This window comes from Sphingomonas echinoides (assembly GCF_029623395.1).
GTDB classification, from domain to species: domain Bacteria; phylum Pseudomonadota; class Alphaproteobacteria; order Sphingomonadales; family Sphingomonadaceae; genus Sphingomonas; species Sphingomonas echinoides_A.
In genome coordinates this window covers 23,463-49,837 of sequence record NZ_JAPYKK010000026.1, presented here as the reverse complement: position 1 = coordinate 49,837, position 26,375 = coordinate 23,463, and the positions used below count along the sequence as shown (strand labels likewise).

Genomic DNA, 26,375 nt, shown 5'->3' with positions numbered 1-26,375 from the left:
CCCGCCCCCCGCTACCCGAACGGCCGGTCGATCGACGGCTGCGGCTCGGTGAACCACGCCGCGCCCGTCTCAGTGACGTGGAAGTGATCCTCCAGCCGCACCCCGAAGCGATCGGGCACCACGATCATCGGTTCGTTCGAGAAACACATCCCCGGCGCGAGCGGAGTCCGGTCGCCGCGCACCAGATAGGCGGGCTCATGGATCGACAGCCCGATCCCGTGCCCGGTGCGATGCGGCAGCCCCGGCAACCGATAGTCCGGCCCCAGCCCGGCGCGCTCCAGCACTACGCGCGCCGCCGCATCCACGCTCTCGCACGAAACCCCCGGCCGCACCGCCTCGAACGCTGCGCGCTGCGCCGCCTGCTCGGTTTCGAAGATCGCATGGACCTCGGCGTCGACCGTCCCGAACGCATAGGTCCGCGTGATATCCGAATGATAGCCCTCGACCTGGCATCCCGTGTCGATCAGCACCAGCTGGTCCTCCTCGAGCAGTTGATCCGCCGGCAAGCCATGCGGAAACGCCGTGGCGCGCCCGAACTGCACCGCGCAGAAATACGATCCCGCCGACCCCAGCGCCCGATGCGCGGAATCGATGAAGCGGATCACCGCGCTCGCCGCGATGCCGGGTTCGAGGATCGCCGCCGCGCGCCGCTGCACTTCCAGCGTCATCGCCTTGGCCTGCGACAACAACGCCAGTTCCGCCGGGCTCTTGAGCATCCGGCACGCATCGACGACCCCCGACGCATCGCGCAGCACCAGCCCGCACGTCCCCAGCGCAGTCGCCATCCCGAACGGCAATTGCGGGTCGACCAGCAGCGTCGCGCCACCGCGCAACCCGGTGGCCACCAGAGCCGACGGGCTCTCATCCTCTTCCCACAACCGCACGTCGGCGGGGATCTCGAGCGCCGCGAGCAGCGATCCTTCCTCGAACCGCGGGCAGACGATCACCGGATCACCCTCCACCGGCAGCACCAGCGCGACCATCCGCTCGCTCGCCCCCCAAGGAACGCCCGCGAAATAACGCAAGCTCGCCCCCGCGCCGACCAGCAGCGCATCCGCCCCCGCTTCCGCCGTCAGCGCCCGCGCGCGGTCGAGCCGGGCCGCGCGTTCTCCAGCGGTGATGCGCGGTGTTGGGTCCCGCCACGGCAGCAGTGACGCCAGTTCAGCGGCTACAGTCGATCCACCGATGGTCATGCACGGGGTCCTTGTCTGGAAAAACGGTCGAGCGAAAAGCGCGCGATCGCGACCGACGGCTCATCCGCCACCGCAAGCGCGCCGACAAGCTGCGCGGTCACCGGCGCAAGCGTCAAGCCGAGATGCTGGTGCCCGAAGGCATAAAGCAGATTAGGATGTCGCGCCGAGCGCCCGATCGCGGGGAGATAGTCGGGCAGCGTCGGGCGCGCGCCCATCCAGCGCCGAAACGGCCCGGTGATCGGCAGCCCGAGCTGCGCGACATGCCGCTCCAGCCGCGCCCATTTGCGCGGATCGGCGGGAGCGTCAGGATTGCCCAGCTCGACGAAGCTCGCCGCCTGGACGCAATCGGCATAGCGCGTGACGATCATCGAGCGGTCCTCGAACACGATCGGCGGCAGATCCGCCGGCCAGCCCGCCGCATCGGTGCGGATGTGATAGCCACGCTCAGCGATCATCGGCACGCGGTACCCCAGCGGTTCGAGCAGCCCGCGCGACCGAACCCCCGCGCTGACCAATACGAGATCACTGGGATGCCCCGCGATCGCGACGCCATCGCCGGTCTCGACCAGCCGCGCCACGTCGCGCACGATCACCCCGCCGCGGGCGACGACCGCCGCCTCCAATACGTCCGCCAGCCGCGCAAGGTCGCTCACCTGCCCGCTTCCGGAGAACCGCACGCCGTCGATGATCCCCTTGGTCAAGCCACGCAAACGGCTGAACGTCGGCGAATCGACTTCGCCGATCGTCGCGGTGCCGATCGCCGAGCGACGCCATTTCAACCGCCCCCGCCGCGCCGTCGCGTCGGATTCCCACGTCACGATATGCCCGTCCTGCCGCAACAGATCCGGCGCATCGAGACCGTCGACCAGCGCGCGCCAGCGCGGCATTGCCGCCGCCAGCAATGGCGTCAGCGCGGCGACGCCCGCCGAAAAGCGCTGTGGCGTCGATGCCGCCGCGAGTTTCAGACCGAACGGCACCCAGCTCGCCGCCATCGACAGCGGCAAGGCGAGCGCCCCGCCCGATGCGAACAACCGCCCCGGCACCGACCGCACCGCCCCCGGCGCCGCGAGCGGCGCAACCTGTTCGACCGCGATATGCCCGGCATTCCCCCAGGACGCAGCACCCTTGGAGACGTCCGGGTCGAACAGCGTCACCGCCAACCCCCGGTCGAGCAACGCAACGGCCGCAGTCAGTCCGACGATCCCGCCGCCGATGATGCCAATCGATCGCAAGGAATTCTCCTGTTACATGCCCAAATCGCGTTTCGTATACGATATATACTCAGCGACGGCGGAAGGTCGAGACGCAAAAACCGCGTTCCGGCGATCACGCTCGCCAAGGAGGGGATGACCCTCGGCGCCGAACACGGCCTTCCACTGCTGCGCCGAGATGATCGCGATGGTCGAGCATGCGTCGTGCCATTTGATGCTGCAGTTCGATCACGCACGGTAGAGCGTCAAGCCACGTGTCACGGATTTGTCGCCGTATCGTCATGATATCTCCGGAAAACTGCCCTCCAACTGTAACGGAAGCCCCCTACGGCCGCGATCAAGTGCAGCAGCACAAAACGGGGGCCTCCATGACGAAATCATCTGTGTCGAAACTCGCACTCGCCGCAAGCCTGTTGGCTGGCCTTCAGTTCACGCCTGCCCATGCCGAGACCGTGCCTGCCGCACCGGTCGCGGAACCAGCGCCCGCCGCCCCCGACGCGTCGCCTGTCGACGATGACGCGGGGCAGACGATCGTCGTCACCGGCAAGGCGACCCGCTCGGCAACCGCGCTGCCCGGCACCGAAATGCAGAAAATTCTGCCGGGTATCTCGCCGCTCAAGGCAATCGCTACCCTGCCCGGCGTGCTCTACATCACCGCTGATCCCTGGGGGTATAACGAGCAGAACGCGCAGATCTTCATCCACGGCTTCAACGCGCAACAGCTCGGCTATACGATGGACGGGCTGCCGCTCGGCGACCAGAGCTATGGCAATTACAACGGCCTCGCTCCGCAACGCGCGGTCATCTCTGAGAATGTCGGCCGGGTCGTTGTGTCGACCGGCGCGGGCGACCTTGCCACCGCCTCGAACAGCAACCTCGGCGGAACGGTCGAAACCTATTCGTCCGATCCGCTGAAGACGTTCGGTGTGCAGGCGGCGCAGACCGTCGGCAGCTATTCGACCTCGCGCAGCTTCGTGCGGATCGACAGTGGGACGTTCGGCAACGGGAATACGGCCTATGTCTCGGCGGCACGCCAGGACGCGCGCGCCTGGGATTTCAACGGCAAGCAGGGCGGCTATCAGGTCAACGCCAAATTCGTCCATGACGACCGCATCGGCAAGCTGACGGCCTATTTCGACTATAACGACATGACGCAGCCGAACGAGGACGCGACCGTCTTCTTCAAGCCGTCAGCAGGCGGCACCGCCACCGCAGTGCAACTCTACACGCCGTATACCAAGCCGTTCTTCTATCCCGATTTCACCACGTATCGGACGTCGTACCTCAGCGCGCAGGGCAATTCGCCGACGGCTGTCGGCAGCAATTACCGCAACTATTATTCGGACGCGCAGCGCACCGACTTCCTCGGCTATCTACGCTACGACGCGCATCTCTCGTCGAACGTGACATGGTCGACGACGGGCTATTACCATCACAATGACGGTGTCGGCGTCGTCGCCGGGCCGCTCGGCCAGTCGATCACCACGATCCAGCCCTATCTCGATCCGGGCTATGCAAGCTTGCCGGCCAACTGCCGCTTCGGCGCGAACAGCAACGGCGTCGCGCCCGCTGCCTGCACCGCGCGTACGGCCGCGCAGCAGCGCGCAGCCGGTGCTGCCCTGCTCGCCGCGACCGGTGGGTCCGGGCTCGTGACGCGCACTACCGAATATCGCATCGACCGCGGCGGCGTGATCTCGGCGATCAATGCCACGTTCGGTGCGCATACGATCGAATTCGGCGGTTGGTTCGAACATAACAGCACGACGCAGTGGCGCCGCTGGTACGGGGTCGACGTCACCAACCCCAATGCAAGCACGCCCTACATTCGCCCGCTCGAGGTCGCACAGCCGCTCTTCACGCAATATCAGGGTGAGGCGCGGATCAACCAGTTGCAGCTTCATCTGCAGGATACCTGGCAAGCGACCGATCGGCTGCTGCTCCAGGCGGGGTTAAAGACCAGCGCGCAATGGGCTGACGGCCGTTTCCCGGTGCAGCCGGTGCTGGGCTCGCTGTCGGGGCTCACCGGCGGGCTGCCGCAGGGGCGGATCGATACGCTGCGCTGGTTCCTGCCCTCGGCGGGCGCGACTTATGATCTGACGCGCAACGAACAGCTCTATTTCAACGTGCAGAAGAACTTGCGGCAATATCAGGCCTATCTCGCGGGCGGTGGCGGACCCTGGTTCACCGGCAGCCAGGCGGCGTTCGACGCGTTCGCGCAGGAGGGCAAGCCCGAGAGCAGCTGGACCTATGAAGGCGGCGTCCGGAGCCACCGCAGCTTCGACGGCCTGCTCAGCGGGTTGGAGGCGCAGGTGAATTACTATCACGTCGTGTTCAACAACCGCCTGCTGGCGATCTCGACCAATCCGGGCGGCATCGCGGGCGGCGGGATCACCGGCGGCACCTCGATCCTGGTCAACGTCGGTGCGGTGCATACCGACGGCGTCGACGCGGCGTTCACGCTGCACTTCGGGCGCACCTTCACGCTCTACAATGCGGCATCGTACAATCTGTCGAAGTATCAGAGCGACTATACCTCGACGGCATCGGGAATCGGCGCCGCGACGGGTACGTGCATCGGTGGCTACCTCGTGACCGCCGGCGTCGTGCCGACGTGTGGCAAGCAGCTTCCGGGCACCCCGAAGTGGATGAACAAGACCGTTGCCACACTCGCACAGGGGCCGTTCGAAGCGCAGGTCATCGGCGATTTTGTCGGCCAGCGGTTCGCCACCTTCACCAATGACGCGAGCGTATCGTCCTACTTCCTGACGTCGCTTCGCCTTGCGGCGAAGGTGCCGGACGGACGGCTTCCGCTGCGCAAGCTGGAAGTCTCGCTGAACGTCACCAATTTGCTGGACAAGAAGGGTGTGTCGACGCTGTCGGTCGGATCCGCCACCAACAGCTGGTCAGCCTATCCGATCGCGCCGCGGCAGTGGTTCCTGACGGTGTCTGCCGCTTATTGAGGACAGCCGTCATCGTGGCGGCGCATCCCACCGGGACAGACGCCGCCACCGCGACCCGAGCCGCCCGAATGCTGCCGTTGCGCTTGGGGGTGAGCGAGCGCGTCGAGAGCATAGGATTGTTGCACCGTGGCGGGACTCGGCTTGGTGACTCCTGGGCGCCGGGCGCAGTCGTCGGAACCTTGTTCATGTCGCGCGGCGGGCGAAGGTAGCGAGTGAGGCTGGCGCAATGCCGTGTCCGATGGCATCGTAGCGGCTCAATGGTGTGCCTACGCAACGACATCGACGCGTGTCAGAGTGGACGGGAAACGTTGCGATGAGGAAAATCCTGATGGCCATCGCCGCTACGATCCTGCCCCTTTCAGCCACCGACGCGAACGCCGCCAACGCGCCACCGAAGGTTCGGATCGCCGAGATCGAGATCGATCCCGGCCAACTCGCCGCCTACAAGACCCTTCTGGCCGAGGAGCAGGAAGCGTCGGTGCGGCTCGAGCCCGGCGTACTCATGCTGCACTCCGCCGCGATCGCGACCGAGCCGACCCATATCCGCCTGCTAGAGGTCTACGCGGATCAGGCCGCCTATGAGGCGCACATCAGATCGCCGCATTTCTTGAAGTATAAAACGCTGACCGAACGGATGATAAAGTCGTTGAAGTTGATCGAGGCGACGCCGATTCTATTGTGCTCCAAGGCCGGGGCGGCGGGGCCGATCGACACCTGCCGGTGAACGAGCGCCCCCGATCTTCAGCGGCTGTAGTGCGCACCGGAACGAACGTCCGAAGCTGGTAAGCGGGCCGGACGCGCGGAGTGTCGGCAACTTGGGTCGAACCACCGACCTTACGCGTGATGCCCGCTGAGTTCTGACCCCGCATCGCGCGCGAAGCGTCGGTTCCATATCGTCGCGGAGGCGGAGACCGCGGTGACCACGAAGAATGCCAGCGAAAAGTCGCTGAGCACCGGCGTCCCCCGTCCCGACCCCAGCATCCCGACATGGAGCGACGCCGCGCCGACGCAGATGCCGAGCGACAGCATCAACTGCTGGAACGTCGCGTAGAAACTGGTCGCGCTGCTCATCCGGGTCGACGGAATCTCGTCATAGGCGATCGTGTTATAGGCCGAGAACTGGAACGACATGAAGAAGCCCGACAGCATCAGCACGCCGAAGATCGCCGGGATCGGCCAGTCGGGCCGGAACAGCCCGCACACCGCATAGCCCGCGCTCGCACCGATCCCCCCGACGATCAGGCTGTTGCGAAAGCCGAACCGCCGCAGCAGGCGTGGGGCCAGCCCCTTCATGCACAGCGAGCCGATCGCCCCCGCCACGGTGATCGCCCCACTCGCCGCCGCGGTCATCCCGAACCCCAGTTGCAGCATCATCGGCAGCAGGAACGGCTGCGCGCCCTGCGTGATGCGCGTCAGCGACCCGCCGATCACCGACAGGCGGAACGACGGGATCCGCATCAGCGACAGGTCGAGGATCGGGTCCGCCCGGCGCTTGGCGTGGCGGATATACAGGATGCCGGAGACCAACCCGATCCCGATCAGGATCAGCGCCTGCGCCAATTCCCCAGTCCGGCTCGTCATTTCGAACCCGAACAACAGGCAGCCGAGCGACACGCCCGACAGCAGGAACCCGGGAACGTCGAATTTCGCAGGGCGATCCTCCCGCACGTTCCCAATGTAGCGCGTCACCAGCACTACGCCGAGCAACCCGATCGGCACGTTGAGATAGAAGATCCAGCGCCAGTCGAGATAGGTGACGATCGCACCGCCCACCGGTGGCCCGAGGATCGGGCCGATCAGCGCGGGCATGATCAGCCACGACATCGCCTGGACCATATCCTCCTTGGCGACGCTGCGCAGCAGGACGAGCCGTCCGATCGGGATCATCATCGCGCCGCCCAGCCCTTGCAGGAAGCGCGCCGCCATCATGAACGGCAGGCTGGTGGCGAACCCGCACAGCATCGATCCGCCGACGAAGATCAGGATCGCCGCGCGAAACACGGTGCGCGATCCGAACCGGTCCGCAAGCCGCCCGCTCGCCGGGATGAAGATCGCCAGCGCGAGCAGATAGGAGGTGAGCGCCGACCCCATGCTGGTCGCAGGAACGCCGAAATCGCGCGCCATTGTCGGCAAGGCGGTGGCGAGCACGGTCGCGTCCATTTGCTCCATGAACAACGCGCAAGCGATGATCAGTGCGGTGACGCGGTAGTTGCGCGGCGTGTGTGGGACGGTGCCCGGTTCCTTCGCGACCTGCGCGATCGTGCCAGCGGCAGGCAGAATACCGTCGCGGATTTCACTGTTGATCGCGGCCAGCCCGCGGCGCCGCAGCCTCATGCCTGCCACCCCCCGCCGAGCGCCTTGAACACGTCGACCTGGCGATCGACCAACAAGGCGTCGGACGCTGCGAGATTGGCCTGCGCCGTGGTCAGCGCGGCCTGCGCGGTCAGCAGCGACAGGAAGTCGGTCCGCCCGAAGCGGTAAAGCCGCCCCGCTTGATCCGCCGCGGTCGCCGCACTCGCCTGCGCGCGTGACAGCGCCGCATTGCGGTCGGCCTCGCGTGCATAGGCCGACAACGCCGTCTCGGTCTGGCGCAGCGCCTCGAGCGTGGTCGAATCGAACTGCGCCAGCGCCTGGTCGGCGGACGCGCCCGCCTGCGCGATCTGCGCACGGACGACCGGACGGTTGGGGAAGCTCCAGCTGATCAGCGGCCCCAGCCCGAGGTGGAAGGCGTTGCCCGACCCCAAAGCCGATACCGGGCCGGTGAAGCCCGCCGAGCCGCTCAGGCTCACCTGCGGATACAGGTTCGCCGTCGCTACGCCGATCCGCGCGGTCGCGGCGGCGAGCGTGCGTTCGGCGCCGCGGATATCGGGGCGGCGGCGGATCAACGCCGCGCCGTCACCGATCGGCAGCGGGCGGTTAAGCGCGGGCGGCCGCGCGCAGGTCGCGACGTCACGCGGGTAATCCGCGGGCGTGCGACCCATCAGCGTCGCGAGCCGGTATAGCGCGGCGGTGCGGGTCGCGACCTGCGTCGGGATCAGCGCCGCGCTCTGCTCGACTGCCGAGCGCGCGCGGGTAACGTCGAACGCGGTGCCGCGACCGCCGCGCTGCAACCGCTGTGTTACGACGAGCGTCCGGCGTTGCAGCGCGAGGATCCGGTTGTTAGCGGCAAGCACCATGTTGGCGGTGCAGGCGGCGGCGTAGCTGCGCGCGGTCTCCGCGGCGACGGTCACGCGGACCGTGTCGCGGGCGGCGGCGACGGCCTCCGCATCGCCCTGCGCCGCCTCGATCCCGCGCCGGATCCGCCCCGACAGGTCGAGCGGATAGGCGAGCGAAATGCCGAGGTTGTAATCGAGCGTACCCGGCAGCGACCCGCCGGTCGTCGTCAGGCGATCGACCGAGGTTCCGCCACCCAGCAGCGTCGACAGCGTCCGCCCCGCCGCGACCTCCGCGACCACCGCGTCCGCGCGGCGCAGGTTCGCATCCGCCGCGCGCAGATCCGTGTTCGCGGCCAGCGCCTCGGTGACGAAACCGTCGAGCCGCGCGTCGCCGTAAAGCTGCCACCAGCGATCGGGCAGCGGCACGTCGGCGAACACCTTCTCGTGCCCGCTGTCAAAGCTGTTCTGCGCGGACGGGCGATTGACCACTGCCGCCTCCGGAAGCGCATAGTTCGGCCCCGCGGTGGTGCACCCCGCCAGCGCCAGCGCGATCAGCGCGGGCAGCGTCCTGCGCGGTGCGGTCCGAAAGCCCGTCATGCCACCACCACCGGCTGACCGGCCTTCTGCTCGACCGTCACCGTCGCGGTCCGCCCGACGATCAGCGGGATGCCCGCCGGGACTTGACCCAGCTTGACCCGCACCGGAATGCGCTGCGCCAGCCGGACCCAGCTGAAGGTCGGGTTGACGTTGGGCAACAGGTTGGACGTGTTGGTCCGCTCGCTGTCGTTGATCCCGGCGGCGATGCTGTCGACGCGCCCGTGCAACGCACGCGGCTCGCCCATCAGATGGACGATGACCGGATCGCCGAGGTGGATCCCGCCGAGCTTGGTCTCCTCGAAATACCCCTCGACGCGAAGCGAGTCGGTGTCGACCAGCGCCATCGCCTGCGCGCCTGCCGCGATATAGTCGCCGGGGTGGAGATCGAGGTTGGTGACGATCCCGTGCACCGTCGCACGCACCGTCGTCCGCGCGAGATTGAGCGCGGCGGTCGAGCGCGCGCTCTGCGCCTGCGCCAGCGCCGCCGACGCGGTGGCGACGCGCGCGACATTCTGTTCGTGCGTTTCCTTCGCGACCAGATCGCCGAGCGCGAGATCGCGTTGCGCCTCGCGCCGTGCCTGCAGCAGCGTCGCACGAGCGCTCGCTATCGACGCGTCGGATTGCGCGAGCGTCAGTTCAAAGCGCGGGCGATCGACCACGAACAGCACGTCGCCGGGCTTGACCGCCTGATTGTCATGGACCGCGACTTGCGTCACCAGCCCCGCGACGTCGGGCGTCACGCGCACGATGTCCGCGCGAATGCGGCCGTCGCGTGTCCACGGATCGGTCTCGTACCGCCGCCACAGCCAGATCGCGACCAGCACCGCGAGCGCGACGATGATCAGGGTGACGGCGGACCGGCCAAGCGGGGCGATCAGCGATTTCAGGCGGGCGGAGGTCATGCGGAAAGTCCGGTCAGCAGGGCAAGCAGCCCGAGGAGAAGGATGAACAAGGCGACGTCGACGAGCGGTCGATAGGCGACCAGGCGGTACACCCCGGCAAAGCCGAGCAGGCGCGACACCACGCCGGTCAGCAGCAAGGCCGCAACGCCCAGCAACAGGATGGTCGGCAGGAACACGCCACCGATCGAGACTTCACCGATCATGTCGTCACCTCCACGCCCGGTTGATAGGCAAGCGCCTGCGGGAACAGGTTGCGGCGCAGCGACGTCAGCGCGAGCACGCCACTGCGACGCCGCTCCGGCAGGCTCGCCCCGAAACCGGTCAGCGCGCGATCGATCCCCGCGAGCAGGTCCGGTTCCGGGGGCGCGGGCTCGTTCGGTCGCAAGGCGCGGTAATGCGTGCCCACGCCGCGCAGCACCGGGGTGATCAGGGCGTCTTCGGTCTCCGATCCATCGAGCCGTAGCTGCCGCAACTCGCCGACCGCGACGCCGACGCGCAGATCGGCGAGCGCATCGAGCAGCGGCTTCCCCGGATCCTCGCCCTGCAGCGCGAGGCGCGGCGCGAGCAGCCCGATCCGGTCGAGCATCCGCGCGACCCATCCGGCCGCATCGGGCTGCCCGCGCAAATCGCTGCGGGCCGCGAGCTCGCGCCAGCCCGCGCGGATAAGGCGGCGCGCGCTGGTATCCGCGCCGATCGTCTGGAACAGGCCGACGGTGACGACCGCGAAGAACGTCCCCACCAGCTGCGAAATCCCGCCGTTGAGAAACGCATCGAAGCTCCCCCCGAAGCGATCGTTAAGACCGACCGTGTTGAGCCCGCCAAGCAATGCGCCGAGCGTGATCAGCAAAGTCGACGGACGTGCGAGGAACATTCCGCCGAGAAGCATCGGCGGTGCAAGGACCGCGGCGAGCGTAACGAAGTCGGTTACGCGCGGCAGGATCGCGAACGCATAGACGGCGGCCACGGCAAGCCCGAGGATCGTTCCGTAGAAGAACGCCATGATCGCGGGTGCGGGATCGTCGCTATTGCCGAACAACGCGCAGCAGACCCCTGCGATCAGTACGGCCCCCGCCCCGTCCGACCAGCCCGTCCCGATCCAGAAAGCGCAGCCGAGCAGGATCGTCGCAACCGTCCCGCCAGCCGCGCGCACGGCAATCCCGCGATCGCGATGGAGCGGACGCCGCGCAGTGCGCTTGAGCAACGCAGCGACCCCCGGCGTTACGGGCGCGCGCGACGGCGAGCGCATCTGGTCGCGCAGGTCGCGCGCGTTGCGATGCGCGTCGATCAGCTCGGCGAGGCGCGCGAGCAAGCTGAGCCGGAGCGCATCACGCCAGATCATCGACGGCGCGGGGGTCGGTTCGAGCGCGCGGGCGCGCGCGATCAAGGCGTCCGCGGTCGCGCTGCGGTCTGCGGTGGAAGGCGGATCACGCAACCAGTCGCGAACGTCCTCGATCAGCGCGAGCGCCTCGGGCCGCGGCGCGTCGGCACTGCGCAGCAACTCCCCGATGCGGTCGTCGACCGCGCTGGCGAGCGGCAGCAGCATCGACAGTTCGGCCTGGAGCGCGCGCAGCGTGCGCACGCGCGGCAGCAACCGTGCCGTATCGAACGGAAGATGGATGGAAAGCTGGTGCAACTCGTTGATATCAAGCGCGAGGCGGCGACGGTCCCGGTCGAGCGCGGCGTCCGCCTCGCCCGCCAGCGAATCGCGCGACCAGCGTTCCGCGTCGCCGAGGATCGTGTCGATCCGCGCCAGCAAGGTCGCGGTCACGGTCTGCGGGAAGACCAGGCCGTGGATCAAACTCCCGCACAGGATGCCGATCGTGATCTCCTGGACGCGCAACGCCGCCGTCGTGAAGATCGCACCGGGCGCATCGACGGAAGGAAAGCCGATGATGCTCGCGGTATACCCTGCCAGCAGGAACAGATAGGCGCGCGGGGTCCGGTCGAGCAGCGAGATGTAGAGGCAAAGCCCCAGCCACAGCGCCAGCCCAAGCGACAGCAGTTCGGGCGCGTTGACCAGATTGGGCACCAGCACCACCGCCGCGATCGCGCCGAGCACCGTGCCCGCGACCCGGAACACCGCCTTGGACAGCACGGCGCCGGCAAGCGGCTGCGCGACGATATAGGACGTCGTCACCGCCCAATACGGACGCGTCAGACCGATCCGCAGCGCGATGTAATAAGCGAGGATCGCCGCGACGAAGCATTTCACTGCGAACAGCGCTTCCCGGCTGCCGAACCGTGCCCCGATCATCGGGCGCGGCCTTGCTGGAAGCGCGCGCCGACCCGCTCGGCGACGCGGAGCGCGGTCGAAAGGTCTTCGTCGCTGACGCCGTCGAGCATCGTCCGTCGCAGGCTTTCGAGTGTCGCTTCGATCGTCGTGACCAGCGCACGGCCTTGCGCCGTCAGCCGGATCCGGCTGACCCGCGCGTCGTCGGGATCGCGGTGGCGTTCAACCCATCCCCCCTCGACCATCTGGTCGACCGACCGGACCAGCGAGGCCTGCGTGACGTCGAGCTCGTTCGCCAGATCGGTTTGGCGCACGTCGTCCCCCAGTCGACCGACCTGGATCAGTGCCCAGCCGATCGAGGCGGACAGCCCCATGCCGCTGAGCGCACGATCCGCCGCCTTCCGCCACATCCGCGCAAGCGGCAGGAGGGTGCGCGCGTAGGACGACTCGAGAGTGGATCGCGGAGGAATCATTAGCATGCTAAGTAATATGATTTCGCGATGCTGCAATGCAGCACGGCAAGATTTATTGTTGGGCTAGCCCTATTCTCCCTGAGCGCAGATCGCTCGGTATGTCCAAGCGCTCGATCAACGCTTGCTCGTCCTCCACGCCGCGACCGCAATCACGACGCCACCGAGCGCCAGCAGAACGCCGATCGCGCCGGTCGAGGTCCAACCCAGCCCCGCCGCAATCGCGACCCCGCCGAGCCATGCGCCAAGCGCGTTGGCGATGTTGAACGCGCTGTGGTTGAGCGCGGCGGCAAGCGCCTGGGCATCGGCGGCGATATCCATCAGGCGGGTCTGCAATGGAGCCCCCATCGACAACGCCGCGAAACCGACGAAGAACATATTGACCGTCACTGCGATGACCGAGGGCGCGGTGACAGGGATCAGGCCAAGCGCAACGACGTTGAGCGCCAGCGTCACGAAGATCGCGCGCATCACGCCCCGATCGGCCAGCCAGCCGCCGAACAGGCTCCCGGCGACCATCCCCATCCCGATGACCGACAGAACCAAAGGCACGCGCGCTTCGGTCATGCCGGAGATTTCCGTCAGCAGCGGGGTGATATAGCTGTAGACCGCAAAGACCCCGCCGAACCCGATCGCGGCGATGCCGAGCGTCAGCCAGATCTGGCCGCGCTTGAGCGCGCCGAGTTCGGTCAGCGGGCTCGCATTGTCGGGCGCGGGTGTGGGGTTGAGCGCAACCCGGCACAGGATCGCGGTTGCCAAGCCGATCACCGCAACGACGCCAAACGCCGCACGCCAGCCCGCGGCCTGACCGACCCAAGTGGCAAACGGGACGCCAACGATGTTGGCAAAACTCAACCCAAGCATCACCCGTGCGACGGCCTGCGCCCGTTTCTCGACCGGCACCAGCGATGCGGCGACCAGCGCGGCGATCCCGAAATACGCACCATGCGGCAGTCCGGCGAGAAACCGCGCGGCGACGATGAGGGCATAGCTGGAGGCGACCGCACACAGCAGATTGGCGACCGCGAAAAAGATCATGAGGCCGATCAGCATCGCCCGTCGTCCGACTCGTGCAAACAGCACCGTCAGCAGGGGCGCTCCCACCACGACGCCGAGCGCATAGGCGCTGATCATGTGACCGGCGATGGGAACGCTGACGTGGACGTCATTTGCGACGTTGGGTAGCAGTCCCATCGACGCAAACTCACCCGTTCCGAGCGCAAAGCCGCCAAGAGCGAGCGCAATTTCTGCCAGATACGCGGTCTTTGGCGTCACGGTGACGGGATTAGCGGCGATCGCATCCTGGGCGCTCGTCATGCGGGAAGTCCTTGATGGGATATCCCCTCCGCGCCGGTGCTCTTGCACTCCGCTGGTCGCCGTGGATGTGGTCGTGCCACGGACAAGTTGCAACCGCGAGACTTGAACCGGCTATCAGAGGTTCCCGATAGCAGGTTCGTGATGCCGCCCGCATCCCCAAGGATACGCGCTTCACGAACCCGACTATCGGGATCCCCATCAGGTCGCTCGGTCGCGAGACCGGATCAGAACTTGACCCGTACCCCGAAGTTGTACCGTGCACCCGTTTCCTGGAGCAGCAGGAACCGGTCTTCGATCGCCGACCATTCGCTCACCCGCGTGTTCGTGACGTTGACGCCCTGAACATAGACCTGGAAGTTGCGGGTCAGGTCATAGGCAACATTGAAGTCGAGCTGCCCATAAGACGAGCGGTTGCGCGGTCGTCCCTGGCTCGACCGGCACTGCCGCAGGTAATCCGAACGCCAGTTGTACGACGTCCGTGCCGAAATGCCGTACTTCTCGTAAAAGACGCTGCCGTTGGCCGAATGCGGCGACAGGCCGTTGTACCCGCAGTCATAGTCCGTGAGAGTTTGATCGCGCTCCACCTTGCTGTTCACGTACGTATAGTTGCCGGTGACGCCGAAGCCCGACGCAAATCCCGGCAGCCAGTCGAATGCATATTGCGCCCCCACCTCGACGCCGCGGATGTAGCCGGTTTGTCCGTTGCGCGTGCGGGTATCCTGGAACACGCGACCGAACCGGTTGACCGGCAGCGTCTGGAGTTCAAGGAAATCGCTGAGGTCCTTGTGGAATGCACCCACGCTGAAATAGCTGACGGGGGTGACATACCATTCGAGCGAGACATCGTAGTTGGTCGACCGGAAGGGCAGCAGGTTCGGGTTGCCGCCGCTGGACTGCGGCACCGAAATTCGGCCACCGAAATCGTTGTTCACGCCAAGATCGGTCAGCGTCGGGCGGGTCACCGTCTGTGAGAACGCAGCCCGCGCGAGCAGCTTGTCGGTGACGTTGTACCGGATGTTCGCCGACGGCAGTGCGTTGACGTAGCTGTTGCTCACCGACACCGCCGTTGGTGGACCATAGGTGTATTGCAGCGTGTCATCCCCCGGCGTGTTGGCGATGCTCGTGACGGGCGTGTCGAAGCCGGCGGACAGGACTTGCGTCCTGACGACGCGGACGCCGACGTTGCCCGACCAGCGCGGGCCGCCGAACTGCATGCTGATGTACCCTGCGGTCAACCGCTCCTGGACGTTGACCGTTCCGCGGAGCTGCTCGCGGACCCCGAACGGTCCGCCCGGAAGCGCGAGCGCCTGTTGCGCGAATGCGGCCTGTTGCGCGGGTGTTCGGCCGTTGGTCGGGATCGACAGCGTGGCTGGGTCATTCAGATAGGCAAGGAACGCCTGCGGATCGAACTGGAACAGCGAAGGCGGAATGTTCCGACCGCCACCCTGGAAGTTCTGCCAATCATACGATTCCAGAAGGCCTTGAGCGATCGGGACCTGATACCCGCAATAGGTGCAGCTCGAATCGCTGTTGTTGAACGACCGGTTGACCTTGCGCCGTTCGGTGTAGGAGCCACCGATCAACACCGACTTCAGGATCGAATTGTCCACCTGATACTTCGTATCGAGATGGAATTCCGAACCTCGATCGCGCGATCGATTGGTATCGATCCCCATGTAATGCAGGCGCATCCGGTTGGGATCGTTGATGATGGAATTGTCGAACGACGCGGTCGGCAACTGGCCGGGATTGAGATTGAACTGATAGTTGTAGGGCAGCAACGCGCCGATCACGAGATACTGGTTCGGCGAAACGCGGTTCGCGCCCGTGACCGACGCATCGAGCCGGACTTCGACGTTGCTCGACGGGTTCCATTTGACGTTGCCGCCGATCTGATAGCTCTCGGATTGGCGATTCGTCAGGTTGTAGACGTGGTCGACCTTCGAATTGAGGCCGTTGTTGGTCAGCCGGTCGCGGTTGTCCGCCAGGAACTGCGGGTTCTGGGCGATGAAGTCGCCGCCGATCATGCTTAGACTGGTCGCGGTCCTATTCCCGTCGAACGTCGGCTGATAATAGGGCGCGGCCAGAAAGTTATCGAGCCGGCGGACTTCCCCCGACACGTTGAACTTCGAGTAGACGCCGTCGACGGTAAATTCGAGCGTGTCGGTCGGCTTGAACTGGACCGCACCCGCCAGATTGATCCGCTCACGCTGTTCCTGCGTGCGCTGATAATAGAGGCTCTGGGGAACGTTGACGTTGCCCGACACCGGGTATCGCGGGTCTGCGCCGGTGATCAATGTCGGCGTGCCGCCGATCACCGAGATGATATCGGGCCGGCCGTTGATCCACCCGTCGATCGCGATGGAATCGTCCTGGTTCTTGCGCTTTGTGTACGACCCCGACAGGACGACGCCGAAGGTCTTGTTGGGATTGGTCCACGAAGCGGTAGCCGATCCATCCGGCCCGGCCTTCTCGCGCAACGTATCGTAAATGGCGCCCGCCGATGCCGCGAAGTGGAACCCGCTGCGTCCCGACAGCGGACGTGCGGTAATGATATTGACCGTGGCCCCGATGCCGCCTTCCTGCAGTTCGGGCACGTTCGATTTGAACACGTCGGTACGCTGGATCATGTTGGACGAGAGAACGTCGAACGAGAATTCGCGTCCGGGATTGTCGGTCGCCATGACGCGACCGTTGACCAGAACGGTATTGAATTCCGGCCCAAGGCCGCGAACGGTGATGAACTGGCCTTCGCCGCCCGATCGGTCGATCGCGACGCCGGTAATGCGTTGGAGCGATTCAGCGATATTGGAATCGGGGAATTTCCCGACGTCTTCCGCGCTGATGCTGTCGACGATTTGCTGTGCGTCGCGCTTCACGCGTGCCGAATTGGCGAGACTGCTGCGAATTCCGGTGACGACGATGTCCTCGCCGGGTGCGGGCGTATCCTGACCCGGCTCAGCGGCCGTCGGGGTCGGTTCCAGCGGTTGCGCGGTAGCGCTGTCCTGCACCGATCCTGGTGTGGGCGCGGTGACATCCTGCGCGAACGCCGGCGTGGTGACGAGAGCGCTGCCGATCAGCAGGCAAACTCGTGCGGAACGAAACTTCATAATCCCTCTCCCGGTATCGGGCAATCCTGAGCCCATTCAGTTTGTAGTTATCTCGAGCTTGTTGCCGCCCGATGATCTGCGATCCTGGAACTAGTCTGGCACCGTGGCAGGACAGACTCCCGCGCCATTGCATATTTTTAGCAATAGAAAGGCACAGACATTCCAGGTGATGTTGTTGATATATTCACTTCATCGACATCTTGCCGATCAATGTCCTTTCTCACGGAGGCATTCTGAGCATTGCAACCTCCGGTGATTTGAGTGCGGCCGATAAGAACGGTCGACGTACTGTTGCCTCCGGCAACGTCGTCTTACTTCTTATCCTGGCGGAATGAGCGGTAGGCGACCCAGTGTCTCGGTCATTCGACGAGACGCTGAACGGTCCGCTTTGCATAATGCCATCGGAACAAGTGCCGGGTTGTACGGATCGGAGGCGTACCGCGACGCCATCAGCGAAGCCCTGAATCGATCGCTGCGGGGGCGTGACGAGGAATGCTTATCATCTTGCGGGAAGCTTTTGCCGTGCACCACCCACGGCGGGCTGCGGCCCTTATTTTGCGTTTTGGCGCGCTTGAGCGACGTGTCGAACCACAGCGCGCTATGGTAACGGCAGCCTTCGTTGTGACCACGCCGGCCTCTCCCTCTGCGACGTCTGAGCGCCAAACTTACGCGTTGAGTATGTTCATCTATTTTTAATGTAAAGGATTACATCGCGACCCGTTTGCAAAGCGGGACCATGCGATCGCGCTTTCCGTGCTTCGCTATTCGGGTGTCCAACCTGGGGATTTACGCTCGCAACGCCCCGACAAATTCCCCTTCGGCCAGCGTGCGGTTTCCCGCGAGCCACGCCATCAACAATTGCGGCAAGCCGAAATTAGACCGCATGGCGTGGCGGCGTTCAGGGTCGGTGCCCAACGATTTATTCGGATTGCAAAGCGCGTTTCGAATCGCCCTCACTTGCGCCGCCACGTCGCGCCGGCTGCAATTGGTTCACCACTTCGGGGTGTCGCGCTCCCGGCCGTAAAGCCGTTACGTCGGCCCGGCAGATAGATCATCGAAACCGGTTGACGATATCCGAACAGCGCGGGCAGACCGCTCTGCGCATGCCAGCCCCTCGCGACGGCTATGCCAAAACCGTCATCCGCTTGGCACGCCCGTCATAATCTACCGCCAGACCTGCGCTTGCCAAAAGTGCGGCGGTTCCGGGGCGCATCACATGAACGCGGATCTCCCTGCGCTTCGTCATGCCGGGATACGTGCCCTGCCGCGTGCCGAGCGCGAGCACCCCTGCCGACTGTTCCCAAGTGAGCATCATGCGCGCCGCCGCACCCTGCTCATAGCGATAGCTGAGCCCGTCATCCTCGTACAGCGAAGCAGTGCCATCCCGCCCGGGATAGACCATGAGATCAAGCGGCCCGCCCAGAAGCCGCGCGGTCGATTGGCCGACAGGCCCCAGCGGCAGGATGCTGCCCGCCCGCACGTGCAGCGGAATGCGGTCGAGCGTCACCGCGACGGTGTACGTCCGCCCACCCGCACGGTGCTCATTCGTCCAGAAATCGTACCAGCCGCCCTCTGAAATCGGCAAATACACGTCCCAGGTCGTCACGTCGGCCGCCAGTACCGGTGCGACGTGGATGGCGCTGCCGAACATATATGCGTGAACCTGATCCAGCGCCTTCGGATCGTCTGGAAACTCGAACACCAATGGCCGGATCAGCGGCATTCCGGAAGCGGAGGCCTCGGCTGCCAGCGAGTAAATGTAGGGCAGCAACCGATAGCGGAGTTCGAGGTAGAAGCGCGCGACGCGTTCCACCGTCTCGCCATAGCGCCAGAACTCGGTATCGGTCATGTAGCCGTGGACGCGCGTCATCGGCAGGAAGGTCGCGAACTGGAACCAGCGCAGGAAGCGTTCCTGATAGGCGGGGTCGGTATATTGCCCCTTCCCCGGGCGGAAGAAGCCGCCTGCGTCGACGGTCCACCAGGCCTGGCCTGCCGCCGCCATGTTGAGCCCAGCCGGGATCTGGCGTTTCAGCGTCTCCCAATCGTGGCCGATGTCGCCCGACCATGTCGCTGCGCCGTAACGCTGCTGGCCGGGCGCCGCCGATCGGGTGAGGATCATCACACGCTTGTCGGGATAGGCGCGCCGCTGCGCCTCATAGACCGTTCGGCTGACTTGGAGCGGGTATAGGTTGCGGCGTTTCTCGCCCGGCTGGGTCCGGCCCGGTGCCGCATAGATCGGCCGTCCGGCCAGATCGTCATTCTCGGGCTCGGTCGCGTCCTGCCACCAGGCATCGATGCCAAGCGCGCCGAGCTTCTGCGTCTGCTGTTGGGCATAGAAGCGCGCAGCGACGGGATTGAAGAAATCGATCCACTCGGTGCCCGGAATGTAGAAGCGCTTGGCGGCGACGTCCTTGCCGAGTTCGGTTTCCTTGCCGACCTTTGACCAGACCGACAGCATGAAGCGCATGTCGATCGCATGCAGATCGCGAACGAGGCCAGCGGGATCGGGATAATGATCCTCATCGAAACGCATGGCGTTCCAGCCATACTTTCCCCAATATTGCCAATCCTGCACCATCATGTCGCAGGGCAGCTTGCGCGCGCGGAATTCGCGTGCGGTCGCGAGGATCTCGTCCGACGAGTGGAACCGCTCGCGGCAATGAATGTAGCCGAGCGCCCATAGCGGCATCATCGGCTGCGGCCCGAGCAACGCGTGATAGCCCGCCATGACCTGAGCCGACGTCGGCCCGGCGATCACGACATAATCGATCCCCTCGGATACCGGCGACGACCAGGTCGTGCGATCTTCAACGGGTGCGAAGGCGAGGACCGGAACGTCCTCGTCGCTTGCCCGCACCAGCACACTGTGCTCCCCCGCGGCAAGCGCGCCGATGACGCTGGCGGTCGGCGGCAACCAGGCATTGGTGTGATCCGTCAGGGGCTTGCCGTCGATCGCCAGATAATGGCGCGAGGACATCTTGCGCCCGAGATCGAGCAGGAACGCATAGCGCCCACTCTGCGGGACGCTGAACGTGCCGGTGAACTCCGCATCGCGGCGCTCGACGCGGGCATTGCCGGTGGAGGTGGTGACATCCGCCATGCGCGCCGCGCCAGCCGCCGCCCGGCGGGTCAAGGCGATCGCCCGATCCGGTCGGTTCAGCTCCGCCATGCCGGGATTGTGCCACAGCAGACCATAGCCCTTGCTCGACAGCACGAACAGCTGGCTGATCTGCGTATTCACTTGCGTCAGGCGGCGGGGAAGACCGCGGATATCGAGATGGCCGTCCTGGAAACAGCCCGTGCCGTAGAGGCGTTCGTCGGCCGGGCTGGCGAACCCTTGCGTTACGGCGAGCGTCGGCTCGGTTCCGATCGTCGACGGCGCGACGTGGCGCGATCCGGGCGCTTCGCTGAGCAGCAGCTTGCCCCCGCCGTCATGGAACGACAGGCACCCAGTAGCTTCGTCCCACATGCATCGCGCGTGCGGCAACGTCAGCACCGTTCGACTACCTTCCCGAGTCCGCTTCGGGATAGGCGGCTTCGCGATCGGCGCGAGCATTTCGCTCGGCGTTGCGGGAGGTGCTCCAACGGGCGCGACGCGGACGCGAAATGCACGGTCGCTGAGTGCCGTGACGGCAATCGACAGGTCGCCGGTGCGGATCACGAAATCCGGCGCGGCGATCCTTGTCGCGGCTTGCACCAGGCCGCTCGACACGATCGCCACGCCCGCACCGCTTCCAAGCAGCGCGCGCCGGGTGATGGCCGCGCTACGCGGCGTTTTCGTCTCGCTCACGCAACCTCCCCTTCGCTTCGTTTCTGCACGGCGCGGCCATCAGCCGGGCCGCCCATCTTCCTCGATGATCGCGACGTCCCACGGGGCGAGGTCGATCGATCCGCCGCGCTGAACCTTGCGCCCATGCAACAGTTCGGTGCCCGCGGCCGGAGCCGCCAAATGCTGTGGCGAAGCCGAATAGTTGAGCACGTACCGGACGGTATGACCGTTCTTGAGCGTGCCGCCGCGCACGATCAGCGGGAACTGCACCCCCGCGACCGACGGCAAGACCCCTGCCCGCGTGACTTCGGCGGCGACGATCTTCTCGGCGAGCGCGTCGCTCGGCATGAAGCCGACATAGCTGACTTCGCCTTTGCCCCAATGGTTGCGCGTCATCGCGGCGCCGGCCGGCCAGGACGGGTGCTGATAGCGCGCCACGACCTCGGCGGTGGTGGGCTTCAACATCTCCATCCACCAACGCGGCGCGTTGTCGGCGTCCGAGACCCCGAACGGATTGCCCGCGAGCGTGACCCCGACGGGAATCGTGAACTCCTGATAGGTGACGCCCGCCGCCTCAGCGATCGCGCCCGGCTGGGCGGCATAGCGGACCTTCGTGTTCTCGTCCGAAAAGCCGCTTTTGAAGGTGTAGAGCACATGCCCACCGCGCTTGGCGTAATCGTTGAGCCGCGCGATCTCGGCGTCGCTCGCCGCGTACAGAGCGGGCACGACGATGAGCTTGTACTGATCGAGCTTCTGCGTGCTGTCGGGCGACACGATGTCGGCCTCGACGTTCATCCGATAGAGCGCATCGTAGAACGGGCGCAGCACCTGATTATATTCGATGCCCGCCGGCTTGAACGAATTGAACGCGGTCTGCGCGGCGTTGCTGACATAGACGGCGACCTGGTTGTGTTTCGTCATGCCTGCCAGCTTCGGGCCAAGGCGAGCAATCTCGGCGCCGATGACCTTTGCCGCCGCATATTCGGCATTGGGCTTATAGTCCTGCGACAGCAGCCCGCGCCAATAGGTCTCGACCGCGTTGGCAGTCGTCGCCCAATGCCAATATTCGACCATCTGCGCGCCCGAGGCGAGATGGCTGAACGCCTGGAGGCGAAGCTGGCCCGGATAGGGCGTCCATTGCGGGAAACCCTGCGCCTCGGTTTCCAGCACCAGATAATTCTGTCCGTTGCGGATCGAGCGCGCCTCGTCGCCGCCAAAGGCGATCTCCGCGCCGGTCAGCTTGTCCTGCGTCGGATGATAGATGTCGATGCCGGCGATATCGAGCGAGCGTGCCGCCTTCCAATGATCGACCTCGGGCTGGATGCCGTAGGAACCCTCGCGCCAGCCCAAATCGAAATTCTGCGTCGTGAATTGCCCCGGCCGGGCATGCGCGCGCACGAGCTTGGCCTGCCAGCCGAGGAAGTCGGTGACGAGGCTGCGCTGATAAGCGGCGAAGGCGTTGGACATGCTGGCGTTGATCGAGCCGTTGGTCGACGGGAAATCCTCCCACCGGTTGATCCGGTTGGACCAGTAATTCAGCCCCCACGCCTGGTTCAGGGCATCGAGGCTCGGCCATTTCGCCTTGAGCGACTGGACGAACGCCGCCTGCACCGCCGGGCCGCTGGTGCCATAGGGCTTGGTCTCGTTGTCGAGCTGATAGCCGATCACCGCCGGGTGATCCTTCACATGGTCGACCAGTGCGACGATCACGCGCTCTGCCGCCGCGCGGTAATCGGGATCGGTGATGTCCATGTTCTGCCGGGTGCCATATTGCGCGCGCACACCGTCGCGGCCGACGACGAGCACGTTGGGATGCTGGCGCGCGAGCCAGGTCGGGATCGCATAGGTCGGCGTTCCGACGATCACCTTGATGCCCTGCTTGTGCATCGCGGAGAGCATGCGATCGACATGGCTGAAATCGAACACCCCGGGCTGCGGTTCGAGCGTACCCCAGGTCGACTCCGCGATGCGGACCACGCTGATCCCCGCCGCCTTCATCATCCGCGCGTCCTCATCGACGCGGTCGACCGGCGTGTACTCGTCATAATAAGCGACGCCGTACAGGATGGTATCGGGCATCTGCGCTTGCGCCGCTGCCGGCGCCGCCACGATTGCCAATGCGAGTGCTTTCAAGATCCGCTGCATGATCTGCCTTCCATTGCCAAGGCGTTCCCCGGCGATACCGTTTCTAGAAATCGAGCGTGGCGTGCCGGATGGGTTTTGTCGTCTTTACAACACGCGAGACGCTGCTGCCTTGGCGGACGTGGATCAGCCCAGCATCACATGCTGAAACGAAGTCCGACCCGGAACGTCCGACCGTTAACGTCATACAACGACGGATTGACAAAATTCGGCGATGCGGGCGGCTCCTTGTTGAACAGGTTATCGATCTTGAAATAGCCCGTCACCTGCTTGGTGAAGTTGAACGTGCCACCTACGTCCATCAAGAAGGCACCCGGAAAGAAGTTATTGTCAATCGTCGGCCTGTTGTTCGTTGATACCGGACAATTACCCGCAGAGCATTCTACATATTGGCTACCGAACACACCATCGCTGAACCAGCGCTCCTGCAACAGCAGCGAGAAGCTATCATTGGCATAGGTCTGCGTTGCCAGCCATTTCCAATCGGGTGTGTTTCCGACGTTGACCCCAGCACTATCGATCGGGATCGTCCCGGGCAAACCCGTATCAGTCACGAACTTGCGGATATTGGTGGCCAGCGCGCGCAGCGTAAAGTTGCCCGGCAAGCCAAGCGGACGCCGCCAACGATAACTCGCCTCGATGTCGAAGCCATCCGTGTCGATCGAGGCGAGGTTGAACGCCTGAACATTGATGAAGTTGGGTCCTGCTGCGTTGTTCAGATTGAACGCACTGCACGTTTCCGGAAGGATGTTCTGGAAACACAGATTGACGATGTCCCCCGTGCCCAAGCTGGAGATCACGTCCTTGATTTTGATGTGATAATAGTCGACCGACAGACTGAGGCCGGGCAGCCGCGACGATCCCGAAAATGCTATCCCGGCGGTGGTGTTCCGCGCAATCTCGGGCGTCAGTGCCGTATTGCCGATCGTATTCTGGATTGCGAGCACGTTGACGTTGCGGAACGGATCGAAGAACCCGGGTAGCGTCGTGGTCGTCGGTGCGGCGAACAGTTCGGACAGGTTCGGTGCCCGGACGTCGCGCGAGGTCACCCCGCGCAACCGCAGGCCGTCGATCGGCAGGTCCCATGTCCCGCCAATCTTCCACGCCCAGACGGTGCCCGACGTGCTGTAGTCGGTGACGCGGATCGCGCCGTTCAACGCCGCGCGTCCAGCCCCCTCGGAATTGAGGATCGGCACGTCGGTTTCGACGAACCCCTCCTGGACGCTGTAGGCCCCGCTGCCGTTCTTGTAATTGCCCGCATACCAATTGTTGCCCCCGGTCAGCAGCGTAGGATCGGCGGGATAGTCCGGCGTGTTCGGTGTGGCCGCGTTCCCCGCGCCATAGGGATCGGCGCGGACCGTATAGAATTCGTGCCGGAACTCGCCGCCAAAGGCGAAGGACACCGGCCCTGCCCAAAGACTGAACGGCGCGCCCGAGAAGTTGATGCTGACGACGTCCTGAGTCTGTCGGGTCCGCTGGTACGGGCCGTCTTCGGGCATGATATAGTTCAACGCCCCCTGCGACGGGTTGCCGCCGAAGATGTTGAGCGGCTGACACCCATTCGCGCGGGCGACGGGATTGGCGCAGACGGTCGCGCCGTTGACGATCGTCGCGTTGATCGCCTGGTTGAAGCGGTTCGACAGCAGGACGTTGTTGACATCGATGTTGGAATAGTTGGTGCCGTGCTCGTAATACAGGTCGTAGGTCCAGTCGGACCCGGCGACGGATTGGCGCCCCTTGGCCCCCGCCACGAAGCGATACTGGCGGCGATCGGTGAAGACTCTGGTGCTCCCCAAAGCGGCGTTGCTCGTGCCGTATTGGAAGCTGGAGATCCCCGCCGAGGCACAGGCCGCCTGGACCGAGACGGGCACGAACGGATTGGCGCACTGGATCGTCAGGTTCGGACGGTTCTGGCCGCCGATCGGCTGGTTGCTGGTTTTCACCTGAGCGATATTCGCCGTGACGTAGATCTCGTTATCGGGCGCCCAGTCAAAGCCGATCCGACCGAAATTGCTGAACCGCTGCAGCCTCGACTGCAGCGAGCGGCCCACATCGACATTTCCGGACAGGTCGCCACCAAGGCAGCTTCCAGGGAAACACCCGATGACCGCACCGGAGGCGGTCCGCGATGGCACGCCATTCGAGCCATATTGGAACTGAAAGGGATTGCCGGCCTGATCGAAGGCCGTGCCCTGCAGCGGGCCCGCGGTAATCAGCCCGAACTTCGTATAACTATATTGCTGCGAGTAGTTGCGGACGAGATATTGCGGCGATCCGTCGTTGAACACGTTGCGATTGATCAGCGTCGTTTGCCGGAACCAATCTCGTCCACTCGCCAGATTGATCCCTAAGCCCCCGCCCTCGATGCCACCCTCGTGCGCATATTCGGTGCTTCCGACGAGGTGGAGCCGATCGCTCAGCAAACTCGTTCCGGCAGCGAGCTGTAGGAGGACCTCGCGGTTGTCGCCGTAGGTGGTGACGCCACCCTGGACGTTGCCCTTTATGCCCTTGAACCGGGTGTCGGTGATGAAGTTGACCACCCCGCCGACCGCATCCGATCCGTAGGAGGCCGAGGCACCCCCATTTACCACATCGACCCGCTTGATGAGCAGTTGCGGAAACAGGCTTACGTCGGGCACGCCGGTGACGTTGGCGCCAACGACGCGCTGGCCATCGATCAGCGTCAGCGTGCGGATCGCACCGACGCCGCGCAACGAGAAGGAGCTGAGCCCCTGCGCACCGCTCGATGTGCTGAACGTACCGGTGCTCGTACCAGTCGATCCCTGCAACGATGGCAGTTGGGCGATGGTCGTGAAGACGTTGGGTTGCGCGTTAGCGGCAATCGCGTTTGCGTCGATCACGGTCGTCGGGGTCGGGGCTGTGAAACCGCCGGTGGTGATGCGCGATCCGGTGACGACGATATCCGTCGACGCTGCTGGTTCAGCGGTAACTTGATCCGGCCCAACAGGGGTCGTTTGCTGAGGCGCCGCGACCGCGATCGGGTCCGCAACGACCGGCGAGGATGCGGTGGGAACGTCCTGTGCTTGCGCTCCGGCAGGCATTGCCAGGATGCATGCGGCCATCGCGATGACGCTGGTTGCTCCAGCGCGCTTGTAACCGTGCGACGTTCTCGACTGTATCGCCATCGTCATCATCTCCATGCCGTCCAGCGTTTGGCTGGTAACGTTATCGTTAACGCGGTCTGCGGAATCGACACCTGTTCGCAGGCCGAGACAATCACGCAATTCCAATCTTCGTAGGTACGATGTGGCGAAAGGTTTTCATTTATGCAAGCAAGATTCCTCTGGCAGAAACATAA

At 65.0% G+C, this 26,375-nt stretch carries 15 protein-coding genes; 2 read left to right on the top strand and 13 right to left on the bottom strand.

Annotation, left to right across the window (positions count from 1 at the left end; genetic code table 11):
- Positions 1-11: 11 nt before the first annotated feature.
- Together QBJ92_RS14585 and QBJ92_RS14580 are read right to left on the bottom strand one after the other, a co-directional pair.
- The gene (locus QBJ92_RS14585) at positions 12-1,193 is read right to left on the bottom strand and encodes a M24 family metallopeptidase (protein ID WP_277970429.1); all 1,182 of its coding nucleotides are present in this window, start codon (positions 1,191-1,193) and stop codon (positions 12-14) included.
- Complete coding sequence (locus tag QBJ92_RS14580; protein WP_277970428.1) at positions 1,190-2,425, bottom strand: NAD(P)/FAD-dependent oxidoreductase; 1,236 nt, start codon at positions 2,423-2,425, stop codon at positions 1,190-1,192. Before QBJ92_RS14580 ends, QBJ92_RS14585 begins: the two co-directional genes overlap by 4 nt.
- A 347-nt stretch (positions 2,426-2,772) precedes the next feature.
- On the opposite strand from QBJ92_RS14580, the gene QBJ92_RS14575 reads away from it, so the two are divergent.
- On the top strand, positions 2,773-5,364 hold the full coding sequence (locus QBJ92_RS14575; RefSeq protein WP_277970427.1) for a TonB-dependent receptor: 2,592 nt from the start codon (positions 2,773-2,775) through the stop codon (positions 5,362-5,364).
- Positions 5,365-5,692: 328 nt separating this feature from the next.
- Complete coding sequence (locus QBJ92_RS14570) at positions 5,693-6,088, top strand: putative quinol monooxygenase (RefSeq protein WP_277970426.1); 396 nt, start codon at positions 5,693-5,695, stop codon at positions 6,086-6,088.
- A gap of 110 nt (positions 6,089-6,198) precedes the next feature.
- Here QBJ92_RS14570 and QBJ92_RS14565 read toward each other — a convergent pair whose 3' ends face one another.
- The 11 genes from QBJ92_RS14565 to QBJ92_RS14515 all read right to left on the bottom strand — a co-directional run bounded on the left by QBJ92_RS14565 (position 6,199) and on the right by QBJ92_RS14515 (position 26,202).
- Entirely contained in the window at positions 6,199-7,698 is a 1,500-nt protein-coding gene (locus tag QBJ92_RS14565; RefSeq protein ID WP_277970425.1) for an MDR family MFS transporter, read from the bottom strand.
- Positions 7,695-9,116, bottom strand: coding sequence for an efflux transporter outer membrane subunit (locus QBJ92_RS14560; RefSeq protein WP_277970424.1), 1,422 nt, complete (start codon positions 9,114-9,116; stop codon positions 7,695-7,697). Before QBJ92_RS14560 ends, QBJ92_RS14565 begins: the two co-directional genes overlap by 4 nt.
- Positions 9,113-10,018 carry a biotin/lipoyl-binding protein gene (locus QBJ92_RS14555; RefSeq protein ID WP_277970423.1) on the bottom strand — a complete coding sequence of 302 codons (906 nt, stop codon included), beginning with the start codon at positions 10,016-10,018 and terminating at the stop codon, positions 9,113-9,115. Before QBJ92_RS14555 ends, QBJ92_RS14560 begins: the two co-directional genes overlap by 4 nt.
- Positions 10,015-10,221 (bottom strand): DUF1656 domain-containing protein, encoded by a 207-nt coding sequence (locus tag QBJ92_RS14550; protein WP_277970422.1) that lies wholly within the window; start codon positions 10,219-10,221, stop codon positions 10,015-10,017. Before QBJ92_RS14550 ends, QBJ92_RS14555 begins: the two co-directional genes overlap by 4 nt.
- A complete protein-coding gene (locus QBJ92_RS14545) occupies positions 10,218-12,272 on the bottom strand; it encodes an FUSC family protein (protein ID WP_277970421.1) in 2,055 nt (684 codons plus the stop codon). Before QBJ92_RS14545 ends, QBJ92_RS14550 begins: the two co-directional genes overlap by 4 nt.
- On the bottom strand, positions 12,269-12,727 hold the full coding sequence (locus QBJ92_RS14540) for a MarR family winged helix-turn-helix transcriptional regulator (protein ID WP_277970420.1): 459 nt from the start codon (positions 12,725-12,727) through the stop codon (positions 12,269-12,271). Before QBJ92_RS14540 ends, QBJ92_RS14545 begins: the two co-directional genes overlap by 4 nt.
- 108 nt (positions 12,728-12,835) lie before the next feature.
- Complete coding sequence (locus QBJ92_RS14535; protein ID WP_277970419.1) at positions 12,836-14,035, bottom strand: MFS transporter; 1,200 nt, start codon at positions 14,033-14,035, stop codon at positions 12,836-12,838.
- A 224-nt stretch (positions 14,036-14,259) separates the two neighbouring features.
- Entirely contained in the window at positions 14,260-17,145 is a 2,886-nt protein-coding gene (locus QBJ92_RS14530; protein ID WP_277970418.1) for a TonB-dependent receptor, read from the bottom strand.
- Positions 17,146-18,268: 1,123 nt separating this feature from the next.
- Complete coding sequence (locus QBJ92_RS14525; protein ID WP_277970417.1) at positions 18,269-20,935, bottom strand: glycoside hydrolase family 31 protein; 2,667 nt, start codon at positions 20,933-20,935, stop codon at positions 18,269-18,271.
- A gap of 39 nt (positions 20,936-20,974) precedes the next feature.
- A complete protein-coding gene (locus tag QBJ92_RS14520; RefSeq protein WP_277970416.1) occupies positions 20,975-23,059 on the bottom strand; it encodes a beta-galactosidase in 2,085 nt (694 codons plus the stop codon).
- A 134-nt stretch (positions 23,060-23,193) separates the two neighbouring features.
- The gene (locus QBJ92_RS14515) at positions 23,194-26,202 is read right to left on the bottom strand and encodes a TonB-dependent receptor plug domain-containing protein (RefSeq protein WP_277970415.1); all 3,009 of its coding nucleotides are present in this window, start codon (positions 26,200-26,202) and stop codon (positions 23,194-23,196) included.
- Between the last annotated feature and the right edge of the window lie 173 nt (positions 26,203-26,375).

Excerpts from the sequence above, each read along its gene's own strand:
- QBJ92_RS14585 (WP_277970429.1), bottom strand. The coding sequence starts at position 1,193 with ATGACCATCGGTGGATCGACTGTAGCCGCTGAACTGGCGTCACTGCTG.
- QBJ92_RS14575 (WP_277970427.1), top strand. The coding sequence starts at position 2,773 with ATGACGAAATCATCTGTGTCGAAACTCGCACTCGCCGCAAGCCTGTTG.
- QBJ92_RS14570 (WP_277970426.1), top strand. The coding sequence starts at position 5,693 with ATGGCCATCGCCGCTACGATCCTGCCCCTTTCAGCCACCGACGCGAAC.
- QBJ92_RS14565 (WP_277970425.1), bottom strand. The coding sequence starts at position 7,698 with ATGAGGCTGCGGCGCCGCGGGCTGGCCGCGATCAACAGTGAAATCCGC.
- QBJ92_RS14560 (WP_277970424.1), bottom strand. The coding sequence starts at position 9,116 with ATGACGGGCTTTCGGACCGCACCGCGCAGGACGCTGCCCGCGCTGATC.
- QBJ92_RS14555 (WP_277970423.1), bottom strand. The coding sequence starts at position 10,018 with ATGACCTCCGCCCGCCTGAAATCGCTGATCGCCCCGCTTGGCCGGTCC.
- QBJ92_RS14550 (WP_277970422.1), bottom strand. The coding sequence starts at position 10,221 with ATGATCGGTGAAGTCTCGATCGGTGGCGTGTTCCTGCCGACCATCCTG.
- QBJ92_RS14545 (WP_277970421.1), bottom strand. The coding sequence starts at position 12,272 with ATGATCGGGGCACGGTTCGGCAGCCGGGAAGCGCTGTTCGCAGTGAAA.
- QBJ92_RS14540 (WP_277970420.1), bottom strand. The coding sequence starts at position 12,727 with ATGCTAATGATTCCTCCGCGATCCACTCTCGAGTCGTCCTACGCGCGC.
- QBJ92_RS14535 (WP_277970419.1), bottom strand. The coding sequence starts at position 14,035 with ATGACGAGCGCCCAGGATGCGATCGCCGCTAATCCCGTCACCGTGACG.
- QBJ92_RS14530 (WP_277970418.1), bottom strand. The coding sequence starts at position 17,145 with ATGAAGTTTCGTTCCGCACGAGTTTGCCTGCTGATCGGCAGCGCTCTC.
- QBJ92_RS14520 (WP_277970416.1), bottom strand. The coding sequence starts at position 23,059 with ATGCAGCGGATCTTGAAAGCACTCGCATTGGCAATCGTGGCGGCGCCG.
- QBJ92_RS14515 (WP_277970415.1), bottom strand. The coding sequence starts at position 26,202 with ATGGCGATACAGTCGAGAACGTCGCACGGTTACAAGCGCGCTGGAGCA.